Origin of the sequence: Paraburkholderia terrae (assembly GCF_002902925.1) — a bacterium.
GTDB classification, from domain to species: domain Bacteria; phylum Pseudomonadota; class Gammaproteobacteria; order Burkholderiales; family Burkholderiaceae; genus Paraburkholderia; species Paraburkholderia terrae.
In genome coordinates this window covers 3,292,754-3,313,627 of record NZ_CP026111.1, presented here as the reverse complement: position 1 = coordinate 3,313,627, position 20,874 = coordinate 3,292,754, and the positions used below count along the sequence as shown (strand labels likewise).

Here is a 20,874-nt window from a genome sequence, read left to right as displayed (position 1 = left end):
TCGGCAAAAACGTGCTCCCAGAAGCCAAAGAAAATCGCCGTTCGGCAAGTTCGACTGGCGCTTCTCTTTGTCTTCTGAAGCGACTGCAGAAGGCAAGTTTGGTCGGGTAGCGGGCAACACAGGCATCCGCTGCCGTCAGCCAGCGGTTGGTAGCGGCCAACCACCAAGCTTTCAGGCTCGTTCAAGCCATCGGACGGCCAACGGGTCTCAGTCGGTGAACACTCGGGTTGTCACATCAAGGTATCCCGCCTCGACAACAATGCCCGCCGTGATTCGGAGATCGTATGCAATATTCCTTCACCGAGAAGAAGCGTATTCGCAAGAGTTTCGCGAAGCGCCCCATCGTTCACCAAGTACCTTTCCTGCTGGCTACCCAGCTTGAATCATTCAGCACGTTTCTGCAAGCAGAAGTGCCCACAGTGCAGCGCAAACCGGAAGGTCTGCAAGCTGCGTTCACCTCAGTTTTTCCCATTGTTTCGCATAACGGCTTCGCTCGTCTAGAGTTCGTCAGCTACATGCTGTCGCCGCCGGCATTCAACATCAAGGAATGCCAGCAGCGCGGTCTGACTTACTGCTCAGCGCTGCGTGCCAAGGTGCGTCTGGTGCTGCTCGACAAAGAATCGCCGAGCAAGCCCGTCGTCAAGGAAGTGAAGGAGCAGGAAGTGTACATGGGCGAAATTCCGCTCATGACGCCGACTGGCTCGTTCGTCATCAACGGCACGGAACGTGTGATCGTGTCGCAGCTGCACCGTTCGCCTGGCGTGTTCTTCGAACACGACAAGGGCAAGACGCACAGCTCCGGCAAGCTGCTGTTCTCGGCTCGGATCATCCCTTACCGTGGCTCGTGGCTCGACTTCGAATTCGATCCGAAGGACGTGCTGTACTTCCGCGTCGACCGTCGCCGGAAGATGCCCGTCACGATCCTGCTGAAGGCTATCGGCCTGACGCCGGAACAGATCCTCGCGAACTTCTTCGTGTTCGATAACTTCACGCTGATGCCGGAAGGCGCGCAGATGGAGTTCGTGCCGGAGCGTCTGCGCGGTGAAGTCGCGCGCTTCGACATTACGGATCGCGACGGCAAGGTCATCGTCCAGAAGGACAAGCGTATCAACGCGAAGCACATTCGTGACCTCGAAAACGCGAAGACCAAATACATTTCGGTCCCCGAAGATTATTTGCTCGGCCGCGTGCTGGCAAAGAATGTCGTTGATGGCGACACGGGCGAAGTGATCGCGAACGCGAACGACGAAGTCACCGAAAGCGTGCTCGATAAGCTGCGCGAAGCGAAGATCAAGGATATCCAGACGCTCTACACGAACGATCTGGATCAAGGTCCGTACATCTCGTCGACGCTGCGTATCGACGAAACGGCCGACAAGATGGCCGCGCGTATCGCGATCTACCGGATGATGCGTCCGGGCGAACCGCCGACGGAAGAAGCCGTCGAGGCGCTGTTCAACCGTCTGTTCTACAGCGAAGAAGCGTACGACCTGTCGAAGGTGGGTCGTATGAAGTTCAACCGCCGCGTGGGCCGTGACGAGATCGTCGGCCCGATGACGCTGCAGGACGACGACATCCTCGCGACGATCAAGATCCTGGTCGAACTGCGTAACGGCAAGGGCGAAGTGGACGACATCGACCACTTGGGCAATCGTCGTGTGCGTTGCGTCGGCGAACTGGCGGAGAACCAATTCCGCGCGGGTCTCGTACGTGTCGAACGTGCAGTGAAGGAGCGCCTCGGCCAGGCCGAAAGCGAAAACCTGATGCCGCACGACCTGATCAACTCGAAGCCGATTTCGTCGGCGATTCGCGAGTTCTTCGGTTCGTCGCAGCTGTCGCAGTTCATGGACCAGACCAACCCGCTGTCGGAAATCACCCACAAGCGCCGTGTCTCGGCACTTGGCCCGGGCGGTCTGACGCGTGAGCGCGCTGGCTTTGAAGTCCGCGACGTGCATCCGACGCACTATGGTCGCGTGTGCCCGATTGAAACGCCGGAAGGTCCGAACATCGGCCTGATCAACTCGCTGGCTCTGTACGCGCACCTGAACGAATACGGCTTCCTCGAAACGCCGTATCGGAAGGTGACGGACAGCAAGGTCACGGACCAGATCGACTATCTGTCGGCCATCGAAGAAGGCCGTTACGTGATTGCTCAGGCGAACGCGGCTGTGGCTGAAGACGGCACGCTGACCGACGAACTCGTGTCGTCGCGTGAAGCGGGCGAAACGCTGATGGTCACGCCGGACCGCATCCAGTACATGGACGTGGCGCCGTCGCAGATCGTGTCGGTGGCAGCATCGCTGATTCCGTTCCTCGAGCACGATGACGCGAACCGTGCATTGATGGGTTCGAACATGCAGCGTCAGGCTGTGCCGTGTCTGCGTCCGGAGAAGCCGGTCGTCGGTACGGGTATCGAGCGTACGGTGGCAGTCGACTCGGGCACGACCGTGCAGGCGCTGCGCGGCGGTGTGGTCGATTACGTCGACGCAGGCCGTATCGTGATTCGTGTGAACGACGATGAAGCGGTGGCTGGCGACGTCGGTGTCGACATCTACAACCTGATCAAGTACACGCGTTCGAACCAGAACACGAACATCAACCAGCGTCCGATCGCGAAGGTCGGCGACAAGGTTGCGCGCGGCGACGTGCTGGCTGACGGCGCTTCGACGGACCTCGGTGAACTGGCGCTTGGCCAGAACATGCTGGTCGCGTTCATGCCGTGGAACGGCTACAACTTCGAAGACTCGATCCTGATCTCGGAGAAGGTTGTTGCGGACGACCGTTACACGTCGATCCACATCGAAGAACTGAATGTCGTAGCTCGCGACACGAAGCTCGGACCGGAAGAAATCACGCGCGACATTTCGAACCTCGCGGAAGTGCAGCTTGGCCGTCTCGACGAGTCGGGCATCGTGTACATCGGCGCCGAAGTCGAAGCAGGCGACGTGCTGGTCGGCAAGGTCACGCCGAAGGGCGAAACCCAGCTGACTCCGGAAGAAAAGCTGCTGCGCGCGATCTTCGGTGAGAAGGCGTCGGACGTGAAGGACACGTCGCTGCGCGTGCCGTCGGGCATGAGCGGCACCGTGATCGACGTGCAAGTGTTCACGCGTGAAGGCATCCAGCGCGACAAGCGTGCGCAACAGATCATCGACGATGAACTGAAGCGCTATCGCCTCGACCTGAACGACCAGCTGCGTATCGTGGAAGGCGACGCGTTCCAGCGTCTCGCGCGTATGCTCGAAGGCAAGGTTGCGAACGGCGGTCCGAAGAAGCTCGCGAAGGGCACGAAGATCGAACGCGCTTACCTGGAAGATCTGGATCACTACCACTGGTTCGACATCCGCCTCGCGGACGAAGAAGCAGCGGCGCAGCTCGAAGCCATCAAGGATTCGATCGAACAGAAGCGTCACCAGTTCGACCTCGCATTCGAAGAGAAGCGCAAGAAGCTGACGCAAGGCGACGAACTGCCGCCGGGCGTGCTGAAGATGGTCAAGGTGTACCTGGCTGTGAAGCGTCGCCTGCAGCCTGGCGACAAGATGGCAGGCCGTCACGGTAACAAGGGTGTCGTGTCGAAGATCGTTCCGATCGAAGACATGCCGTACATGGCCGATGGCCGTCCGGCTGACGTCGTGCTGAACCCGCTGGGCGTTCCGTCACGGATGAACGTGGGTCAGGTTCTCGAAGTGCATCTGGGTTGGGCCGCGAAGGGTCTGGGCTGGCGTATTGGCGAAATGCTGCAGCGTCAGGCGAAGATCGAAGAAGTTCGCAAGTTCCTGACCAAGATCTACAACGAGTCGGGCCGCGCGGAAGAGCTGGAAAGCTTCACCGACGACGAAATCCTCGAACTCGCGAAGAACCTGCGCGAAGGCGTGCCGTTCGCAACGCCGGTGTTCGACGGTGCGACGGAAGAGGAAATGTCCAGCATGCTGGATCTGGCCTACCCGGACGACATCGCGCAGAACCTTGGCATGACGAAGTCGAAGAACCAGGTGCGTCTGTATGACGGCCGCACGGGTGAAGCCTTCGAACGTACGGTGACGGTTGGCTACATGCACTACCTGAAGCTGCACCACTTGGTCGACGACAAGATGCACGCGCGTTCGACCGGTCCGTACTCGCTGGTCACGCAGCAACCGCTGGGTGGTAAGGCGCAGTTCGGTGGTCAGCGCTTCGGTGAAATGGAAGTGTGGGCGCTCGAAGCCTACGGCGCATCGTATGTGCTGCAGGAAATGTTGACGGTCAAGTCGGACGACGTGACGGGCCGGACCAAGGTTTACGAGAACCTGGTGAAGGGCGATCACGTGATCGACGCGGGCATGCCGGAATCCTTCAACGTGCTGGTGAAGGAAATCCGCTCGCTCGGTATCGACATCGACCTCGACCGCAACTAATCGGACTACGGAGAGAAAGCAATGAAAGCTCTGCTCGATCTATTCAAGCAAGTCCAACAGGAAGAAGTTTTTGACGCGATCAAGATCGGTCTGGCCTCGCCGGACAAGATCCGTTCGTGGTCGTTCGGTGAAGTCAAGAAGCCGGAAACGATCAACTACCGCACGTTCAAGCCGGAGCGGGATGGTCTGTTCTGCGCGAAGATTTTCGGTCCGATCAAGGACTACGAATGCCTTTGCGGCAAGTACAAGCGCCTGAAGCACCGTGGCGTGATCTGCGAGAAGTGCGGCGTCGAAGTGACGCTCGCGAAGGTGCGTCGCGAACGCATGGGCCACATCGAACTGGCCTCGCCTGTCGCGCACATCTGGTTCCTGAAGTCGCTGCCGTCGCGTCTGGGCATGGTGCTCGACATGACGCTGCGCGACATCGAGCGTGTGCTGTACTTCGAAGCATATGTGGTGATCGATCCGGGCATGACGCCGCTGAAGGCGCGTCAGATCATGACGGAAGAGGATTACTACAATAAGGTCGAAGAGTACGGTGACGAATTCCGCGCTGAGATGGGCGCGGAAGGCGTGCGCGAACTGCTGCGCGCGATCAACATCGACGAGCAGGTCGAAACGCTGCGCTCGGAGCTGAAGAACACGGGCTCGGAAGCGAAGATCAAGAAGTACGCGAAGCGTCTGAAGGTACTCGAGGCATTCCAGCGTTCGGGCATCAAGCCCGAGTGGATGATTCTCGAAGTGCTGCCGGTGCTGCCGCCGGAACTGCGTCCGCTGGTTCCGCTGGACGGCGGTCGTTTCGCAACTTCGGACCTGAACGACCTGTATCGCCGAGTGATCAACCGTAACAACCGGTTGAAGCGTCTGCTCGAACTGAAGGCGCCTGAAATCATCGTCCGTAACGAAAAGCGGATGCTGCAGGAAGCCGTCGATTCGCTGCTCGACAACGGCCGTCGCGGTAAGGCGATGACGGGCGCGAACAAGCGTCCGCTGAAGTCGCTCGCCGACATGATCAAGGGTAAGGGCGGTCGCTTCCGTCAGAACCTGCTGGGCAAGCGCGTCGACTACTCGGGCCGTTCGGTCATCGTGGTCGGCCCGACGCTGAAGCTGCACCAGTGCGGTCTGCCGAAGCTGATGGCGCTCGAACTGTTCAAGCCGTTCATCTTCAACAAGCTGGAAGTGATGGGTGTTGCTACCACCATCAAGGCTGCGAAGAAGGAAGTCGAGAACCAGACGCCGGTGGTGTGGGACATCCTCGAAGAGGTGATCCGCGAGCATCCGGTGATGCTGAACCGCGCGCCTACGCTTCACCGTCTTGGCATTCAGGCTTTCGAGCCGGTGCTGATCGAAGGTAAGGCAATCCAGCTGCACCCGCTCGTTTGCGCGGCGTTCAACGCCGACTTCGACGGTGACCAGATGGCTGTTCACGTTCCGCTGTCGCTCGAAGCGCAGATGGAAGCGCGCACGCTGATGCTGGCGTCGAACAACGTGCTGTTCCCGGCCAACGGCGATCCGTCGATCGTGCCGTCGCAGGATATCGTGCTCGGTTTGTACTACGCGACTCGTGAAGCTGTGAACGCCAAGGGCGAAGGCCTGACGTTCACGGGCGTCTCGGAAGCGCTGCGTGCCTACGAGAACAAGGAAGTCGAGCTCGCCTCGCGCGTCAACGTGCGGATCACCGAAATGGTCCATAACGAAGACAAGTCGGAAGGTGCGCCGGCGTTCGTGCCGAAGATCACGCTGTACGCGACGACCGTCGGCCGTTCGATCCTGTCGGAAATTCTGCCGCCGGGCCTGCCGTTCTCGGTGCTGAACAAGCCGCTGAAGAAGAAGGAAATCTCGCGTCTGATCAATACCGCATTCCGCAAGTGCGGTCTGCGTGAAACGGTGATTTTCGCCGACCAGTTGATGCAGTCGGGTTTCCGTCTGGCAACGCGCGCTGGTATCTCGATCTGCGTCGACGACATGCTCGTGCCGCCGCAGAAGGAAACCATCGTCGGCGACGCCGCGAAGAAGGTGAAGGAATACGACCGTCAGTACATGTCGGGTCTCGTCACGTCGCAAGAACGCTACAACAACGTGGTCGACATCTGGTCGGCAACGTCGGAAGCGGTCGGCAAGGCGATGATGGAACAGCTGTCGACGGAACCGGTCACGGATCGCGACGGCAACGAAACGCGTCAGGAATCGTTCAACTCGATTTACATGATGGCGGACTCGGGTGCTCGTGGTTCCGCGGTTCAGATTCGTCAGCTGGCCGGTATGCGTGGCCTGATGGCGAAGCCGGACGGCTCGATCATCGAGACGCCGATTACGGCGAACTTCCGTGAAGGCCTGAACGTGTTGCAGTACTTCATCTCGACCCACGGCGCACGTAAGGGTCTGGCTGATACGGCACTGAAGACGGCAAACTCGGGTTACCTGACGCGTCGTCTCGTCGACGTGACGCAGGATCTGGTGGTGGTCGAGGACGATTGCGGTACGTCCAACGGCGTCGCCATGAAGGCGTTGGTTGAAGGCGGTGAAGTCGTCGAAGCGCTGCGTGACCGTATTCTCGGTCGCGTGACGGTGGCTGACGTCGTCAATCCGGAGTCGCAGGAAACGCTGTACGAAACGGGCACGTTGCTCGATGAAGACGCGGTCGAAGAAATCGAACGCCTCGGCATCGACGAAGTGCGCGTGCGTACGCCGCTGACTTGCGAAACGCGTTACGGTCTGTGCGCAGCCTGCTACGGCCGCGACCTGGGCCGCGGCTCGTCGGTCAACGTCGGCGAAGCAGTGGGCGTGATCGCTGCGCAGTCGATCGGTGAGCCGGGCACGCAGCTGACCATGCGTACGTTCCACATCGGTGGTGCGGCATCGCGTGCGGCAGTGGCGTCGTCGGTCGAAGCGAAGTCGAACGGTACGGTGCGTTTCACGTCGACGATGCGTTACGTGACGAATGCGAAGGGCGAGCAGATCGTCATCTCGCGTTCGGGCGAAGCGATGATCACCGACGATCACGGCCGCGAGCGCGAGCGTCACAAGGTGCCGTACGGCGCGACGCTGCTGCAACTCGACGGCGCGCAGATCAAGGCGGGCACGCAACTGGCCACGTGGGATCCGCTGACGCGTCCGATCATCACCGAGTGGGGCGGTACGGTGAAGTTCGAAAACGTCGAAGAAGGCGTGACGGTCGCGAAGCAGATCGACGACGTGACGGGTCTTTCGACGCTCGTCGTGATCGACGTGAAGCGCCGCGGTTCGCAGGCTTCGAAGAGCGTGCGTCCGCAGGTGAAGCTGCTCGACGCGAACGGCGAAGAAGTCAAGATCCCGAACTCGGAGCACTCGGTTCAGATCGGCTTCCAGGTCGGCGCACTGATCACCGTGAAGGACGGTCAGCAGGTTCAGGTGGGTGAAGTGCTCGCACGTATCCCGACTGAAGCGCAGAAGACGCGTGACATTACGGGTGGTCTGCCGCGTGTGGCGGAACTGTTCGAAGCACGTTCGCCGAAGGACGCAGGTATCCTGGCGGAAGTCACGGGTACGACGTCGTTCGGTAAGGACACGAAGGGCAAGCAGCGTCTCGTTATCACGGACCTCGAAGGCAATCAGCACGAGTTCCTGATTGCGAAGGAAAAGCAGGTTCTGGTTCACGATGGTCAAGTCGTCAACAAGGGCGAAATGATCGTCGACGGGCCGGCGGATCCGCACGACATCCTGCGTCTGCAGGGTATCGAAGCGCTGTCGCGTTACATCGTGGACGAAGTGCAGGACGTGTACCGTCTGCAGGGCGTGAAGATCAACGACAAGCACATCGAGGTGATCGTGCGTCAGATGCTGCGTCGCGTTCAGATCAGCGACAACGGCGATACGCGCTTCATCCCGGGTGAGCAGGTCGAGCGTTCGGACATGCTGGACGAAAACGATCGCATGATCGCGGAAGACAAGCGTCCGGCAACGTACGAGAACATCCTGCTGGGTATCACGAAGGCGTCGCTGTCGACCGATTCGTTCATCTCCGCGGCATCGTTCCAGGAAACGACCCGCGTGCTGACGGAAGCGGCGATCATGGGCAAGCGCGACGATCTGCGTGGCCTGAAGGAAAACGTGATCGTTGGTCGTCTGATTCCGGCCGGTACGGGTCTCGCGTTCCACAAGGCGCGCAAGACCAAGGAAATGGCGGATCGCGAGCGTTTCGACCAGATCGCTGCAGAAGAGGCCTTCGAGTTCGGTACGCCGGAAACCCCGGCCGCCGAGCAAACGCCGCACACCAACGAGTAAGCCGGCAGGCGGCGCAAGCCGCCTTGCCTGTGAAGTTGGCCGACGTTGCCTGAACCGCCCGGTTTCGACCGGGCGGTTTTTTTTCGTCTTTTGAATTTGCGTTCCTGCCTATGCCCTTCGGACTCTGCCGGATGGCCAGTTACACGACAAACCTCGGGCGAAGTGCGATTGCGTTGGTAAAATTCGTGTCACCTGCTCCGCGCACTTTTCTCTCTCCTTCATGTCCCGTTCGCTCCAGATCCTCAACGAAGTTTTCGGTTATCCCGCGTTTCGAGGGCAGCAGGGCGAAATCGTCGAGCACGTTTCTTCAGGCGGCGACTGTCTGGTGCTGATGCCGACGGGCGGCGGCAAATCGCTGTGCTATCAGATTCCTTCGCTGGTGCGCCGCGAAGCCGGGTTGGGTGCAGGGATCGTCGTGTCACCGCTGATCGCGTTGATGCAGGATCAGGTGGCGGCGCTAAGGGAAGTCGGTGTGCGTGCGGCGTATCTGAACTCGACGCTGTCGGGCGCCGATGCAGCTGCGACGGAGCGCGCGTTGCGCGAGGGCGAAATCGATCTGCTGTATGTCGCCCCTGAACGGCTGATGACGCCACGCTTTCTCGATCTGATCGAACGCGCGCGCATCGGTTTGTTCGCCATTGACGAAGCGCATTGCGTGTCGCAATGGGGCCACGATTTCAGGCCCGAGTACATCCAGCTTTCGGTGTTGCACGAGCGGTTCCCTTCGGTACCGCGTATCGCGCTGACCGCCACCGCCGACGCGATCACGCGCGACGAGATCATCCATCGCCTGGCGCTGGACGACGCGCGCGTGTTCGTGTCGAGCTTCGATCGGCCGAACATCCGCTATCGGATCGTCGAGAAGGACAACGCGCGTTCGCAACTGCTCGACTTCATCCGCGCGGAACACACGCGCACGGACGGCACGACTGACGCGGGCGTCGTGTATTGCCTGTCGCGCCGCAAGGTCGAGGAAACGGCCGAGTGGCTGAAAGGACAGGGCGTGCGCGCGCTGCCATATCACGCGGGCATGGAATTCGAAGTGCGTCAGCGGCATCAGGAGATGTTTCAGCGCGAGGAAGGCGTCGTGATGTGCGCGACGATCGCGTTTGGCATGGGCATCGACAAGCCGGACGTGCGCTTTGTCGCGCATCTGGATTTGCCAAAGAGCGTCGAAGGTTATTACCAAGAGACGGGGCGTGCCGGCCGTGATGGTTTGCCGGCGAACGCCTGGATGACGTACGGTCTCGGCGACGTCGTGCAGCAGCGCAAGATGATCGACGAATCCGAAGCCGACGACGCGCATAAGCGGGTCCAAACCGGCAAGCTCGATGCGTTGCTCGGTTTATGCGAGACCGCGACGTGCCGGCGCGTGCGGCTGCTCGCTTACTTTGGCGAAGAGGGCAAGCCGTGCGGCAACTGCGATACATGTCTCGAGCCGCCGGCGTCGTGGGATGCGACGCGTGAATCGCAGATGGCGCTGTCATGCGCGTTCCGTGCGCAGCGCGCTAGCGGCTTCAATTTCGGCGCAGGACATCTGATCGACATTCTTCGCGGCAATCGTACTGAGAAGATTCTGCAGCGTGGCCACGAGAAGCTGAGCACCTTCGGAATCGGCGCGGCGTTGTCCGAGCATGAATGGCGTGCGGTATTTCGCCAGTTGGTCGCATTCGGATTTCTCACCGTCGATCACGACGGTTTCGGCGCCCTCGTGCTGACGGAAGCCAGCAAGCCTGTCCTAAAAGGCGAGCAACAAGTGACGATGCGTCGCTATGTGAAGCCGGTGCGCACGCGTCAATCTTCGGGACGCACAAGCGAACGTGCCGATCCGACAGCGGGCATGAATTCACGCGAGCGAGCGCGTTGGGACCGCCTGCGCGCCTGGCGCACCGAAACCGCGAAGAGCGATGGCGTACCAGCGTATGTCATTTTCCACGACGCCACGCTGGCCGAAATCGCGCGTAATTCCCCTGAATCGCTCGACGATCTGCGCCACATTCCCGGCATGGGCGCGCGCAAGCTCGACCGTTTCGGCGACGAACTGCTTGAAGTCGTCGCTGCGGATTGAATTCGAACAGCCCGCCGCCCCTTTCGAATCGACGCAACCTGTTGACTCGTTTGGGATTTTCGGAATATGATGTTAGGTTCCGGTTCTTGGCGGGATTGCGTGCGATGCAAGCTCGTCGCCGACACGTCAAGGCTGGAAGTCAGCAGTAGTCAGAAACGCGTCATTTTCTGCTTTGCCCAGAAACGAACGCGTCGATTTTGTTCAATTTCAGGAATAAACAATGCCAACCATCAATCAACTGGTTCGCAAAGGCCGCACGTCGGAAACGACGAAGAGCAAGAGCCCGGCCTTGCAGGACTGCCCCCAGCGTCGCGGCGTATGCACCCGTGTGTACACCACGACGCCTAAGAAGCCTAACTCGGCGCTCCGTAAGGTTGCCAAGGTTCGTCTGACGAACGGCTTCGAAGTCATTTCGTACATCGGTGGTGAAGGCCACAACCTGCAGGAACACTCGGTCGTGCTGATTCGCGGCGGCCGTGTGAAGGACTTGCCGGGTGTGCGTTACCACATGGTTCGTGGCTCGCTGGATACCCAGGGCGTCAAGGATCGTAAGCAAGCTCGCTCGAAGTACGGTGCGAAGCGTGCCAAGGCTGGCAAGTAAGTAGTCGGTCAGCAGTAACAGGTCGCTCGCAAGAGCGGTTTAGCGGTGGTGCCGGATAGCCGGTGCTGTCGAGTAAGTGGTCACCCGACCAGGCTGGTAAGTCGTTATGGATGAATCGGGTTAGTTGGTGACCGCGGGGTGGGTGCAGGAAAGCGCCGCTCCAACTGAAAAGTTAAAGGAAGAAACATGCCGCGTCGTCGCGAAGTCCCCAAGCGGGAAGTGTTGCCGGATCCGAAGTTCGGTAACGTTGATGTTGCAAAATTCATGAACGTGCTGATGCTCTCCGGCAAGAAGTCGGTTGCCGAGCGCATCGTGTACGGCGCTTTCGAACAGATCCAGACCAAGGGTGGCAAGGACCCGCTGGAAGTGTTCACGGTAGCGCTCAACAACGTGAAGCCGGTGGTCGAAGTGAAGAGCCGTCGCGTTGGTGGTGCGAACTATCAGGTTCCGGTCGAAGTGCGTCCGTCGCGTCGTATGGCATTGGCGATGCGTTGGCTGCGTGAAGCCGCGAAGAAGCGCAGCGAGAAGTCGATGGCTCTGCGTCTGGCTGGTGAACTCTCCGAAGCGGCTGAAGGCCGTGGCGGCGCGATGAAGAAGCGCGACGAAGTTCACCGGATGGCAGAAGCCAACAAGGCGTTCTCGCATTTCCGTTTCTAAGCATCCCGTCCCCGGACTGGCTGTAAAGCGGAAAGAAATTCCGGGCGGGTGCGCTTACAAAGCGCCTCGCCCGTTTGTGTTAGAGCGCGATGGACTGGTTTCCATCGTGTCATCCCAATAGAGGATTAAAGTGGCTCGCAAGACACCTATCGAGCGCTACCGCAACATCGGTATTAGCGCTCACATCGACGCCGGCAAAACGACGACGACCGAGCGCATCCTGTTCTATACCGGCGTGAACCACAAGATCGGTGAAGTGCATGACGGCGCCGCCACCATGGACTGGATGGAGCAGGAACAGGAACGTGGTATTACCATCACGTCCGCTGCTACCACGGCGTTCTGGAAAGGCATGGCAGGCGACCGCGCCGAGCACCGTATCAACATCATCGACACCCCGGGTCACGTTGACTTCACGATTGAAGTCGAGCGCTCGATGCGCGTGCTCGACGGTGCGTGCATGGTCTACTGCGCAGTGGGCGGCGTGCAGCCGCAGTCGGAAACGGTTTGGCGCCAGGCGAACAAGTACAAGGTTCCCCGTCTCGCGTTCATCAACAAGATGGACCGCACCGGCGCGAACTTCTTCAAGGTCTACGACCAGCTCAAGCTGCGTCTGAAGGCGAACCCGGTTCCCGTCGTCGTGCCGATCGGCGCGGAAGAGAACTTCACGGGCGTCGTCGACCTGATGAAGATGAAGGCGATCATTTGGGACGAAGCGTCCCAAGGTACGAAGTTCTCGTACGAAGAGATCCCGGCTGAACTGGTCGACTCGTGCAACGAATGGCGCGAAAAGATGATCGAAGCCGCGGCTGAGTCGAGCGAAGACTTGATGAACAAGTACCTCGAAGACGGCGAGCTGTCGGAAGCGGAAATCATCAAGGGTCTGCGCGACCGTACGATCGCTTGCGAAATCCAGCCGATGCTGTGCGGCACCGCGTTCAAGAACAAGGGCGTGCAACGTATGCTGGACGCCGTTCTGGACTTCCTGCCGTCGCCGATCGACATTCCGCCGGTTACGGGCGAACTGGAAAACGGCGAAAAGGGTGAGCGCCGCGCTGCCGACGACGAAAAGTTCTCGGCACTGGCGTTCAAGATCATGACTGACCCGTTCGTCGGCCAACTGATCTTCTTCCGTGTGTACTCGGGCGTCGTGAATTCGGGTGACACCGTGCTGAACGCGACCAAAGACAAGAAGGAACGTCTGGGTCGTATTCTGCAGATGCACGCGAACCAGCGCGAAGAAATCAAGGAAGTGCGCGCAGGCGACATCGCTGCTGCAGTCGGCCTGAAAGACGCAACGACCGGCGACACGCTGTGCGATCCGCAAAGCCCGATCGTGCTTGAACGCATGATTTTCCCGGAGCCGGTGATTTCGCAGGCTGTTGAGCCGAAGACGAAGCCTGACCAGGAAAAGATGGGTCTGGCGCTGAACCGTCTGGCTCAGGAAGATCCGTCGTTCCGCGTTCAAACGGACGAAGAATCGGGCCAAACCATTATTTCGGGCATGGGCGAGCTCCACCTGGAAATTCTGGTTGACCGTATGAAGCGCGAATTCGGCGTTGAAGCGACCGTCGGCAAGCCGCAGGTTGCTTACCGCGAAACGATTCGCGGCAAGGCGGAAGACGTCGACGGCAAGTTCGTCAAGCAGTCGGGTGGTCGCGGCCAATACGGCCACGCGGTCATCACGCTTGAACCGAATGAGCAAGGCAAGGGCTACGAGTTCCTCGACGAGATCAAGGGTGGTGTGATTCCGCGTGAATACATCCCCGCGGTCGACAAGGGCATCCAGGAAACGTTGAAGGCAGGCGTGCTGGCAGGCTTCCCGGTCGTCGACGTCAAGGTTCACCTGACGTTTGGCTCGTACCACGACGTTGACTCGAACGAAAATGCGTTCCGCATGGCCGGCTCGATGGCGTTCAAGGAAGCAATGCGCAAGGCTCAGCCGGTCATCCTCGAACCGATGATGGCTGTCGAAGTCGAAACGCCGGAAGACTACATGGGCAACGTGATGGGCGACCTGTCGGGCCGTCGCGGTATTGTCCAGGGCATGGACGATATGGTTGGCGGCGGTAAGATCGTCCGCGCCGAAGTGCCGCTGTCGGAGATGTTTGGCTACTCGACGTCGCTGCGCTCGCTCACGCAAGGTCGCGCAACGTACACGATGGAATTCAAGCACTACGCAGAAGCTCCGCGTAACGTGTCGGAAGCGATCATCAACGCGAAGTCGAAGTAAGACCTCGCATAGTCATTCATCGAACAACTTTTTTGAAAGAAGAGAAACATGGCTAAAGGTAAATTCGAACGGACCAAGCCGCACGTGAACGTCGGCACGATCGGTCACGTTGACCACGGCAAGACCACGCTGACGGCAGCGATCACGACGGTGCTGACGGCAAAGTTCGGCGGCGAAGCAAAGGCGTATGACCAGATCGACGCAGCGCCGGAAGAAAAGGCGCGCGGCATCACGATCAACACGGCACACGTCGAGTACGAAACGGCTAACCGCCACTACGCACACGTCGACTGCCCGGGCCACGCTGACTATGTGAAGAACATGATCACGGGCGCAGCGCAGATGGACGGCGCAATCTTGGTGTGCTCGGCCGCTGACGGCCCGATGCCGCAAACGCGTGAGCACATCCTGCTGGCGCGTCAGGTCGGTGTGCCGTACATCATCGTGTTCCTGAACAAGTGCGACATGGTGGACGACGCCGAGCTGCTGGAACTCGTCGAGATGGAAGTTCGCGAACTCCTGTCGAAGTACGATTTCCCGGGCGACGACACGCCGATCATCAAGGGTTCGGCGAAGCTGGCGCTCGAAGGCGACAAGGGCGAGCTGGGCGAAGTGGCGATCATGAACCTGGCCGACGCACTGGACACGTACATCCCGACGCCGGAGCGCGCGGTTGACGGCGCGTTCCTGATGCCGGTGGAAGACGTGTTCTCGATCTCGGGTCGTGGCACGGTGGTGACGGGTCGCGTTGAACGCGGCATCGTCAAGGTCGGCGAGGAAATCGAAATCGTCGGTATCAAGCCGACGGTGAAGACGACCTGCACGGGCGTGGAAATGTTCCGCAAGCTGCTCGACCAGGGTCAGGCAGGCGACAACGTTGGTATCCTGCTGCGCGGCACGAAGCGTGAAGACGTGGAGCGTGGCCAGGTGCTGGCCAAGCCGGGTTCGATCACGCCGCACACGCACTTCACGGCTGAAGTGTACGTGCTGAGCAAGGACGAAGGCGGCCGTCACACGCCGTTCTTCAACAACTACCGTCCGCAGTTCTACTTCCGTACGACGGACGTGACGGGCTCGATCGAGCTGCCGAAGGACAAGGAAATGGTGATGCCGGGCGACAACGTGTCGATCACGGTGAAGCTGATCGCTCCGATCGCGATGGAAGAAGGTCTGCGCTTCGCAATCCGTGAAGGTGGCCGTACCGTCGGCGCAGGTGTCGTTGCCAAGATCATCGAGTAAAATCGAAGATTGCTGTAGCAGCATGTAGTGCCCGGGTCTGGGCACTCCCGCCAAGCGGGCGCCCAGACCTACGCTCTTTTTCTAATCGGCGGTGCAATATCGCCTCGCTCTTTCCAAGGAATTCGTCATGCAGAACCAGAAAATCCGCATTCGCCTGAAGGCATTCGACTATCGTCTGATCGATCAATCGGCAGCTGAGATCGTCGACACCGCGAAGCGGACTGGCGCAATCGTTCGTGGTCCGGTGCCCCTGCCGACCCGCATCCAGCGTTTCGACATTCTTCGTTCGCCGCACGTCAACAAGACGTCGCGCGATCAGCTCGAAATCCGCACGCACCAACGCCTGATGGACATCGTCGATCCGACGGACAAGACCGTCGACGCGTTGATGAAGCTGGATCTGCCGGCTGGCGTGGACGTCGAGATCAAGCTGCAGTAAGGGCTTCGAGCGGTATCCGGGTTATTGGATGCCGCTAAGTCTTTGATTGCTTGCAGAAAACGAAAGGCCTCGCTATAATGCTAGGCTTTTCGCGCAATTGCGTAAAAAAGCCGTCGCGTTTCGCCTCTGAAACGCGAGGCATTTTGTAAATTAGCCCCGACCAATCGCAGTCGGGAATGGAGAAAACGATGAGCCTTGGACTCGTAGGTCGCAAGGTTGGCATGACCCGTATCTTCACGGCTGAAGGGGATTCGATTCCCGTCACCGTGCTGGACGTGTCCGACAACCGCGTGACGCAGATCAAGACTGTTGAAACCGACGGCTACACGGCCGTTCAGGTTGCCTTCGGTACGCGCCGTGCATCGCGTGTGACGAAGCCGTTGGCAGGTCATCTCGCCAAAGCCGGCGTTCAAGCCGGTGAAATCCTCAAGGAATTCCAGATCGACGCCGCCAAGGCTGCCGAGCTGGCGAATGGCGCAGTGATCGGTGTGGATCTCTTCGAAGTGGGCCAGAAGGTCGATGTGCAAGGCACCTCGATCGGTAAGGGCTACGCCGGTACCATCAAGCGCTACAACTTCGCTTCGGGCCGTGCATCGCACGGTAACTCGCGTTCGCACAACGTGCCGGGTTCGATCGGTATGGCGCAGGATCCGGGTCGTGTTTTCCCGGGTAAGCGCATGACGGGTCATATGGGTGACGAGACGGTCACCGTGCAGAACCTCGAAATCGCACGTATCGACGCAGATCGCAAGCTGCTGCTGGTCAAGGGTGCTGTTCCGGGTGCGAAGGGCGGCAAGGTTTTTGTGACGCCGGCTGTGAAGACGCGTGCCGTGAAAGGAGCGAAATAATGGAACTTAAGCTCCTGAATGCCAACGGTCAGGAAGGCGCAGCAGTCAACGCGTCGGACGTCGTGTTCGGTCGTGACTACAACGAAGCCCTGATCCACCAGATCGTCGTCGCTTATCAGGCGAACGCACGTAGCGGTAACCGCGCTCAGAAGGATCGTGAGCAGGTCAAGCACACCACGAAGAAGCCGTGGCGCCAGAAGGGTACGGGCCGTGCTCGTGCCGGTATGTCGTCGAGCCCGTTGTGGCGTGGCGGTGGTCGCATCTTCCCGAATTCGCCGGAAGAAAATTTCTCGCACAAGGTCAACAAGAAGATGCATCGCGCAGGTCTCTGCTCGATCTTCTCGCAGCTGGCCCGCGAAGGCCGCATCGCGGTTGTCGACGAGCTGACGCTCGAAGCGCCGAAGACGAAGCTGTTGGCCGAAAAGTTCAAGGCGATGGGTCTCGACTCCGTGCTGGTCATCACCGACACGGTTGACGAAAACCTGTACCTCGCGTCGCGCAATCTGGCCCACGTGGCCGTTGTCGAGCCGCGTTACGCCGACCCCCTGTCGCTGATCTACTTCAAGAAAGTGCTGATCACGAAGGCTGCGGTCGCCCAGATCGAGGAGTTGCTGTCATGAGCGAAGTTCGCAAAAACGATCATCGTTTGATGCAAGTTCTGCTCGCGCCGGTGATCTCCGAAAAGGCGACGCTGGTTGCTGACAAGAACGAGCAAGTCGTGTTCGAAGTTGCGCCGGACGCTACGAAGCAGGAAGTGAAGGCTGCTGTCGAGCTGCTGTTCAAGGTGGAAGTCAATTCCGTCAACGTGCTGGTCCAGAAGGGCAAAGCAAAGCGCTTTGGCCGTTTCATGGGTAAGCGCAAGGACGTGAAGAAGGCGTACGTCTGCCTGAAGCCCGGCCAGGAAATCAACTTTGAAGCGGAGGCCAAGTAATCATGGCAATCGTGAAAGTTAAGCCGACTTCGCCGGGCCGCCGTGCGATGGTCAAGGTGGTCAACAAGGATCTGCATAAGGGCAAGCCGTACGCACCGCTGCTCGACGTGCAGAGCAAGACCGCCGGCCGTAACAACAACGGCCACATCACCACGCGCCATAAGGGTGGTGGTCACAAGCAGCACTATCGTATCGTTGACTTCCGTCGCACGAAGGATGGCATTCCCGCGAAGGTCGAACGCCTTGAGTACGATCCGAACCGTAGCGCGAACATTGCGCTGGTTTTGTACGCAGACGGCGAGCGTCGCTACATCATCGCTCCGAAGGGCGTGACGGTTGGTCAGCAACTTATGTCGGGTTCGGAAGCTCCGATCCGTGCAGGCAACACGCTGCCAATCCGCAACATCCCGGTTGGTACGACGATTCACTGCATCGAAATGCTGCCTGGCAAGGGCGCGCAAATGGCGCGTTCGGCTGGTACGTCGGCGATGCTGCTGGCTCGTGAAGGCACCTACGCGCAGGTTCGTCTGCGCTCGGGCGAAATCCGCCGCGTTCACATCGAATGCCGCGCGACGATCGGTGAAGTTGGCAACGAAGAGCACAGCCTCCGTCAAATCGGTAAGGCCGGCGCGAACCGCTGGCGCGGTATCCGTCCGACGGTGCGTGGCGTTGTAATGAACCCGGTCGATCACCCGCACGGTGGTGGTGAAGGCAAGACGGCTGCAGGTCGCGATCCGGTGAGCCCGTGGGGCACGCCGACGAAGGGTTATCGCACCCGTAGCAACAAGCGCACGACGAGCATGATCGTCCAGCGCCGTCACAAGCGTTAAGGAGTAGGCAATGGCACGTTCTATTAAAAAAGGTCCGTTCTGCGACGCCCATTTGCTGAAGAAAGTTGAGGCGGCTGCAGCATCGCGCGACAAGAAGCCAATCAAGACCTGGTCGCGTCGCTCGACGATCCTGCCGGACTTCATCGGTCTGACGATCGCCGTTCATAACGGCCGTCAACACGTTCCGGTGTATGTCACGGAAAACATGGTCGGCCACAAGCTTGGCGAGTTCGCACTGACCCGTACGTTCAAGGGTCACGCGGCCGACAAGAAGGCCAAGAAATAAGGGGCAATCAAGATGGAAGTGAAGGCAATTCATCGCGGTGCCCGCATCTCGGCGCAGAAAACGCGCCTTGTGGCTGACCAGATTCGTGGTTTGCCGGTCGACAAGGCGCTGAACGTTCTGACGTTCTCGCCGAAGAAGGCGGCGGGTATCGTTAAGAAGGTCGTGCTGTCTGCGATCGCGAATGCGGAGCACAACGAAGGCGCCGATATCGACGAGCTCAAGATCACGAGCATCTACGTCGACAAGGCTGCTTCGCTGAAGCGTTTCACCGCACGCGCAAAGGGTCGCGGTAACCGCATCGAGAAGCAATCCTGTCACATCACTGTGACGGTCGGGAATTAAGGAGCCATACGATGGGACAGAAAATTCATCCGACTGGCTTCCGTTTGGCCGTCAGCCGCAATTGGGCGTCGCGTTGGTACGCGAACAACAACAATTTCGCGGCGATGTTGCAGGAAGACATCGGTGTTCGTGAATACCTGAAGAAGAAGCTGAAGAACGCGTCCGTCGGCCGCGTTGTGATCGAGCGTCCTGCAAAGAACGCGCGTATCACGATTTTCAGCTCGCGTCCGGGTGTCGTGATCGGCAAGAAGGGTGAAGACATTGAACTGCTGAAGTCCGAGCTGCAAAAGCGTATGGGCGTTCCGGTTCACGTCAACATCGAAGAAATCCGCAAGCCGGAAACGGATGCGCAACTGATCGCCGATTCGATCACGCAACAGCTCGAACGCCGGATCATGTTCCGCCGTGCGATGAAGCGTGCGATGCAAAACGCGATGCGTCTGGGTGCTCAAGGCATCAAGATCATGAGCGCGGGCCGTCTGAACGGTATCGAAATCGCTCGTACGGAGTGGTATCGCGAAGGTCGCGTGCCCCTGCACACGCTGCGTGCGGACATCGACTACGCAACCTCGGAAGCGAAGACGACGTACGGCATCATCGGCGTGAAGGTTTGGGTCTACAAGGGCGACACGCTCGGCCGCAACGACGCTCCGGTGGTTGAAGAAGTCGCCGAAGAAAAGCGTCCGCGCCGCAACGCACGTCCGGGCGATCGCCGCCCGCGTCGCGATGGTGAAGGTGCACCGGCAGGTGCTCGCCGTGGTGCTCCGCGCCGTGGCGGTGCCGGCGACGGTAAGACTGGAGAATAACGATGCTGCAACCGAAACGCAGGAAGTATCGCAAAGAGCAGAAGGGTCGTAACACTGGCGTCGCAACGCGTGGTAACGCGGTGTCGTTCGGTGAGTACGGTCTGAAGGCTATCGGTCGCGGCCGCCTGACCGCGCGTCAGATTGAAGCAGCGCGTCGTGCAATGACGCGTCACATCAAGCGCGGCGGCCGCATCTGGATCCGCATTTTCCCGGACAAGCCGATCTCGCAAAAGCCGGCGGAAGTGCGTATGGGTAACGGTAAGGGTAACCCTGAGTACTACGTCGCCGAGATTCAGCCGGGCAAGATGCTGTACGAAATGGATGGTGTGACCGAAGAACTGGCACGTGAAGCGTTCCGTCTGGCTGCAGCGAAGCTGCCGCTGAAGACGACGTTCATGGTTCGCCAGCTCGGCGCCTAAGGAGTGAATGATGAAGGCATCCGAACTTCACCAGAAAGATCAGGCCGCGCTCAACAAGGAGCTGTCGGACCTGTTGAAGGCGCAATTCGGCCTGCGCATGCAACTCGCGACCCAGCAGCTCACGAACACGAGCCAGCTGAAGAAGGTTCGTCGCGACATCGCACGTGTGCGGACCGTCCTGACTGAGAAGGCGAACCAGAAATGAACGATAGCGTAAAAACCTCGCTCAAGCGGACGCTGGTCGGCAAGGTCGTCAGCAACAAGATGGACAAGACGGTTACCGTGCTGGTCGAGCACCGCGTGAAGCACCCGATCTACGGCAAGTACGTCGTACGTTCGAAGAAGTATCACGCTCATGACGAAGCGAACACGTACAACGAGGGCGATCTCGTTGAAATCCAGGAAACTCGTCCGGTGTCGAAGACGAAGGCTTGGGCTGTATCGCGTCTGATTGAAGCTGCTCGAATCATCTAAGCGGCTGAGCAGTAAGAAGAAGTTGAAATCGCAGTAGATTTCGCTTG

Annotated in this window: 18 protein-coding genes; all 18 read left to right on the top strand. The window is 59.5% G+C overall.

What is annotated here, in order from left to right:
- Positions 1 to 284: 284 nt before the first annotated feature.
- The 18 genes from rpoB (at position 285) to rpsQ (ending at position 20,827) form a co-directional block, all read left to right on the top strand.
- Positions 285 to 4,391, top strand: coding sequence for a DNA-directed RNA polymerase subunit beta (rpoB, locus tag C2L65_RS14730; RefSeq protein WP_042316284.1), 4,107 nt, complete (start codon positions 285 to 287; stop codon positions 4,389 to 4,391).
- A gap of 21 nt (positions 4,392 to 4,412) precedes the next feature.
- Complete coding sequence (gene rpoC, locus C2L65_RS14725; RefSeq protein ID WP_042316286.1) at positions 4,413 to 8,654, top strand: DNA-directed RNA polymerase subunit beta'; 4,242 nt, start codon at positions 4,413 to 4,415, stop codon at positions 8,652 to 8,654.
- Between the two features lie 220 nt (positions 8,655 to 8,874).
- Positions 8,875 to 10,722, top strand: a complete 1,848-nt coding sequence (gene recQ, locus C2L65_RS14720; RefSeq protein WP_042316288.1) for a DNA helicase RecQ — start codon at positions 8,875 to 8,877, stop codon at positions 10,720 to 10,722.
- A 220-nt stretch (positions 10,723 to 10,942) separates the two neighbouring features.
- A complete protein-coding gene (gene rpsL, locus C2L65_RS14715) occupies positions 10,943 to 11,323 on the top strand; it encodes a 30S ribosomal protein S12 (protein ID WP_006053290.1) in 381 nt (126 codons plus the stop codon).
- Between the two features lie 186 nt (positions 11,324 to 11,509).
- Positions 11,510 to 11,980: a 30S ribosomal protein S7 gene (rpsG, locus tag C2L65_RS14710; RefSeq protein WP_006053291.1), complete on the top strand. Its 471-nt coding sequence runs from the start codon at positions 11,510 to 11,512 to the stop codon at positions 11,978 to 11,980.
- A 130-nt stretch (positions 11,981 to 12,110) separates the two neighbouring features.
- Positions 12,111 to 14,213, top strand: coding sequence for an elongation factor G (gene fusA / locus C2L65_RS14705; protein WP_042316290.1), 2,103 nt, complete (start codon positions 12,111 to 12,113; stop codon positions 14,211 to 14,213).
- 48 nt (positions 14,214 to 14,261) lie between these two features.
- Positions 14,262 to 15,452, top strand: a complete 1,191-nt coding sequence (gene tuf / locus C2L65_RS14700) for an elongation factor Tu (RefSeq protein WP_028371383.1) — start codon at positions 14,262 to 14,264, stop codon at positions 15,450 to 15,452.
- 127 nt (positions 15,453 to 15,579) lie between these two features.
- Positions 15,580 to 15,891: a 30S ribosomal protein S10 gene (gene rpsJ / locus C2L65_RS14695; RefSeq protein ID WP_006998489.1), complete on the top strand. Its 312-nt coding sequence runs from the start codon at positions 15,580 to 15,582 to the stop codon at positions 15,889 to 15,891.
- A gap of 188 nt (positions 15,892 to 16,079) precedes the next feature.
- Complete coding sequence (gene rplC, locus C2L65_RS14690; protein WP_042314576.1) at positions 16,080 to 16,739, top strand: 50S ribosomal protein L3; 660 nt, start codon at positions 16,080 to 16,082, stop codon at positions 16,737 to 16,739.
- On the top strand, positions 16,739 to 17,359 hold the full coding sequence (rplD, locus tag C2L65_RS14685) for a 50S ribosomal protein L4 (protein WP_007730523.1): 621 nt from the start codon (positions 16,739 to 16,741) through the stop codon (positions 17,357 to 17,359). The genes rplC and rplD overlap by 1 nt, the downstream gene beginning before the upstream one ends.
- The gene (rplW, locus tag C2L65_RS14680; RefSeq protein ID WP_007730525.1) at positions 17,356 to 17,670 is read left to right on the top strand and encodes a 50S ribosomal protein L23; all 315 of its coding nucleotides are present in this window, start codon (positions 17,356 to 17,358) and stop codon (positions 17,668 to 17,670) included. Before rplD ends, rplW begins: the two co-directional genes overlap by 4 nt.
- A gap of 2 nt (positions 17,671 to 17,672) precedes the next feature.
- Complete coding sequence (gene rplB / locus C2L65_RS14675) at positions 17,673 to 18,500, top strand: 50S ribosomal protein L2 (RefSeq protein WP_042314571.1); 828 nt, start codon at positions 17,673 to 17,675, stop codon at positions 18,498 to 18,500.
- Between the two features lie 10 nt (positions 18,501 to 18,510).
- Positions 18,511 to 18,786, top strand: coding sequence for a 30S ribosomal protein S19 (gene rpsS, locus C2L65_RS14670; protein WP_006998484.1), 276 nt, complete (start codon positions 18,511 to 18,513; stop codon positions 18,784 to 18,786).
- A gap of 12 nt (positions 18,787 to 18,798) precedes the next feature.
- Complete coding sequence (rplV, locus tag C2L65_RS14665) at positions 18,799 to 19,128, top strand: 50S ribosomal protein L22 (RefSeq protein ID WP_007730533.1); 330 nt, start codon at positions 18,799 to 18,801, stop codon at positions 19,126 to 19,128.
- An 11-nt stretch (positions 19,129 to 19,139) separates the two neighbouring features.
- Complete coding sequence (rpsC, locus tag C2L65_RS14660; protein ID WP_012402193.1) at positions 19,140 to 19,934, top strand: 30S ribosomal protein S3; 795 nt, start codon at positions 19,140 to 19,142, stop codon at positions 19,932 to 19,934.
- Positions 19,935 to 19,936: 2 nt separating this feature from the next.
- On the top strand, positions 19,937 to 20,353 hold the full coding sequence (gene rplP / locus C2L65_RS14655) for a 50S ribosomal protein L16 (protein ID WP_007730545.1): 417 nt from the start codon (positions 19,937 to 19,939) through the stop codon (positions 20,351 to 20,353).
- A 10-nt stretch (positions 20,354 to 20,363) separates the two neighbouring features.
- Positions 20,364 to 20,558: a 50S ribosomal protein L29 gene (rpmC, locus tag C2L65_RS14650; protein ID WP_007180130.1), complete on the top strand. Its 195-nt coding sequence runs from the start codon at positions 20,364 to 20,366 to the stop codon at positions 20,556 to 20,558.
- The gene (gene rpsQ / locus C2L65_RS14645) at positions 20,555 to 20,827 is read left to right on the top strand and encodes a 30S ribosomal protein S17 (RefSeq protein ID WP_007730563.1); all 273 of its coding nucleotides are present in this window, start codon (positions 20,555 to 20,557) and stop codon (positions 20,825 to 20,827) included. The genes rpmC and rpsQ overlap by 4 nt, the downstream gene beginning before the upstream one ends.
- The last annotated feature ends 47 nt before the right edge of the window (positions 20,828 to 20,874 follow it).

Bases quoted from the DNA above. Each gene is read 5' to 3' on its own strand.
- rpoB (WP_042316284.1), top strand. From the start codon at position 285: ATGCAATATTCCTTCACCGAGAAGAAGCGTATTCGCAAGAGTTTCGCG.
- rpoC (WP_042316286.1), top strand. From the start codon at position 4,413: ATGAAAGCTCTGCTCGATCTATTCAAGCAAGTCCAACAGGAAGAAGTT.
- recQ (WP_042316288.1), top strand. From the start codon at position 8,875: ATGTCCCGTTCGCTCCAGATCCTCAACGAAGTTTTCGGTTATCCCGCG.
- rpsL (WP_006053290.1), top strand. From the start codon at position 10,943: ATGCCAACCATCAATCAACTGGTTCGCAAAGGCCGCACGTCGGAAACG.
- rpsG (WP_006053291.1), top strand. From the start codon at position 11,510: ATGCCGCGTCGTCGCGAAGTCCCCAAGCGGGAAGTGTTGCCGGATCCG.
- tuf (WP_028371383.1), top strand. From the start codon at position 14,262: ATGGCTAAAGGTAAATTCGAACGGACCAAGCCGCACGTGAACGTCGGC.
- rpsJ (WP_006998489.1), top strand. From the start codon at position 15,580: ATGCAGAACCAGAAAATCCGCATTCGCCTGAAGGCATTCGACTATCGT.
- rplC (WP_042314576.1), top strand. From the start codon at position 16,080: ATGAGCCTTGGACTCGTAGGTCGCAAGGTTGGCATGACCCGTATCTTC.
- rplD (WP_007730523.1), top strand. From the start codon at position 16,739: ATGGAACTTAAGCTCCTGAATGCCAACGGTCAGGAAGGCGCAGCAGTC.
- rplW (WP_007730525.1), top strand. From the start codon at position 17,356: ATGAGCGAAGTTCGCAAAAACGATCATCGTTTGATGCAAGTTCTGCTC.
- rplB (WP_042314571.1), top strand. From the start codon at position 17,673: ATGGCAATCGTGAAAGTTAAGCCGACTTCGCCGGGCCGCCGTGCGATG.
- rpsS (WP_006998484.1), top strand. From the start codon at position 18,511: ATGGCACGTTCTATTAAAAAAGGTCCGTTCTGCGACGCCCATTTGCTG.
- rplV (WP_007730533.1), top strand. From the start codon at position 18,799: ATGGAAGTGAAGGCAATTCATCGCGGTGCCCGCATCTCGGCGCAGAAA.
- rpsC (WP_012402193.1), top strand. From the start codon at position 19,140: ATGGGACAGAAAATTCATCCGACTGGCTTCCGTTTGGCCGTCAGCCGC.
- rplP (WP_007730545.1), top strand. From the start codon at position 19,937: ATGCTGCAACCGAAACGCAGGAAGTATCGCAAAGAGCAGAAGGGTCGT.
- rpmC (WP_007180130.1), top strand. From the start codon at position 20,364: ATGAAGGCATCCGAACTTCACCAGAAAGATCAGGCCGCGCTCAACAAG.
- rpsQ (WP_007730563.1), top strand. From the start codon at position 20,555: ATGAACGATAGCGTAAAAACCTCGCTCAAGCGGACGCTGGTCGGCAAG.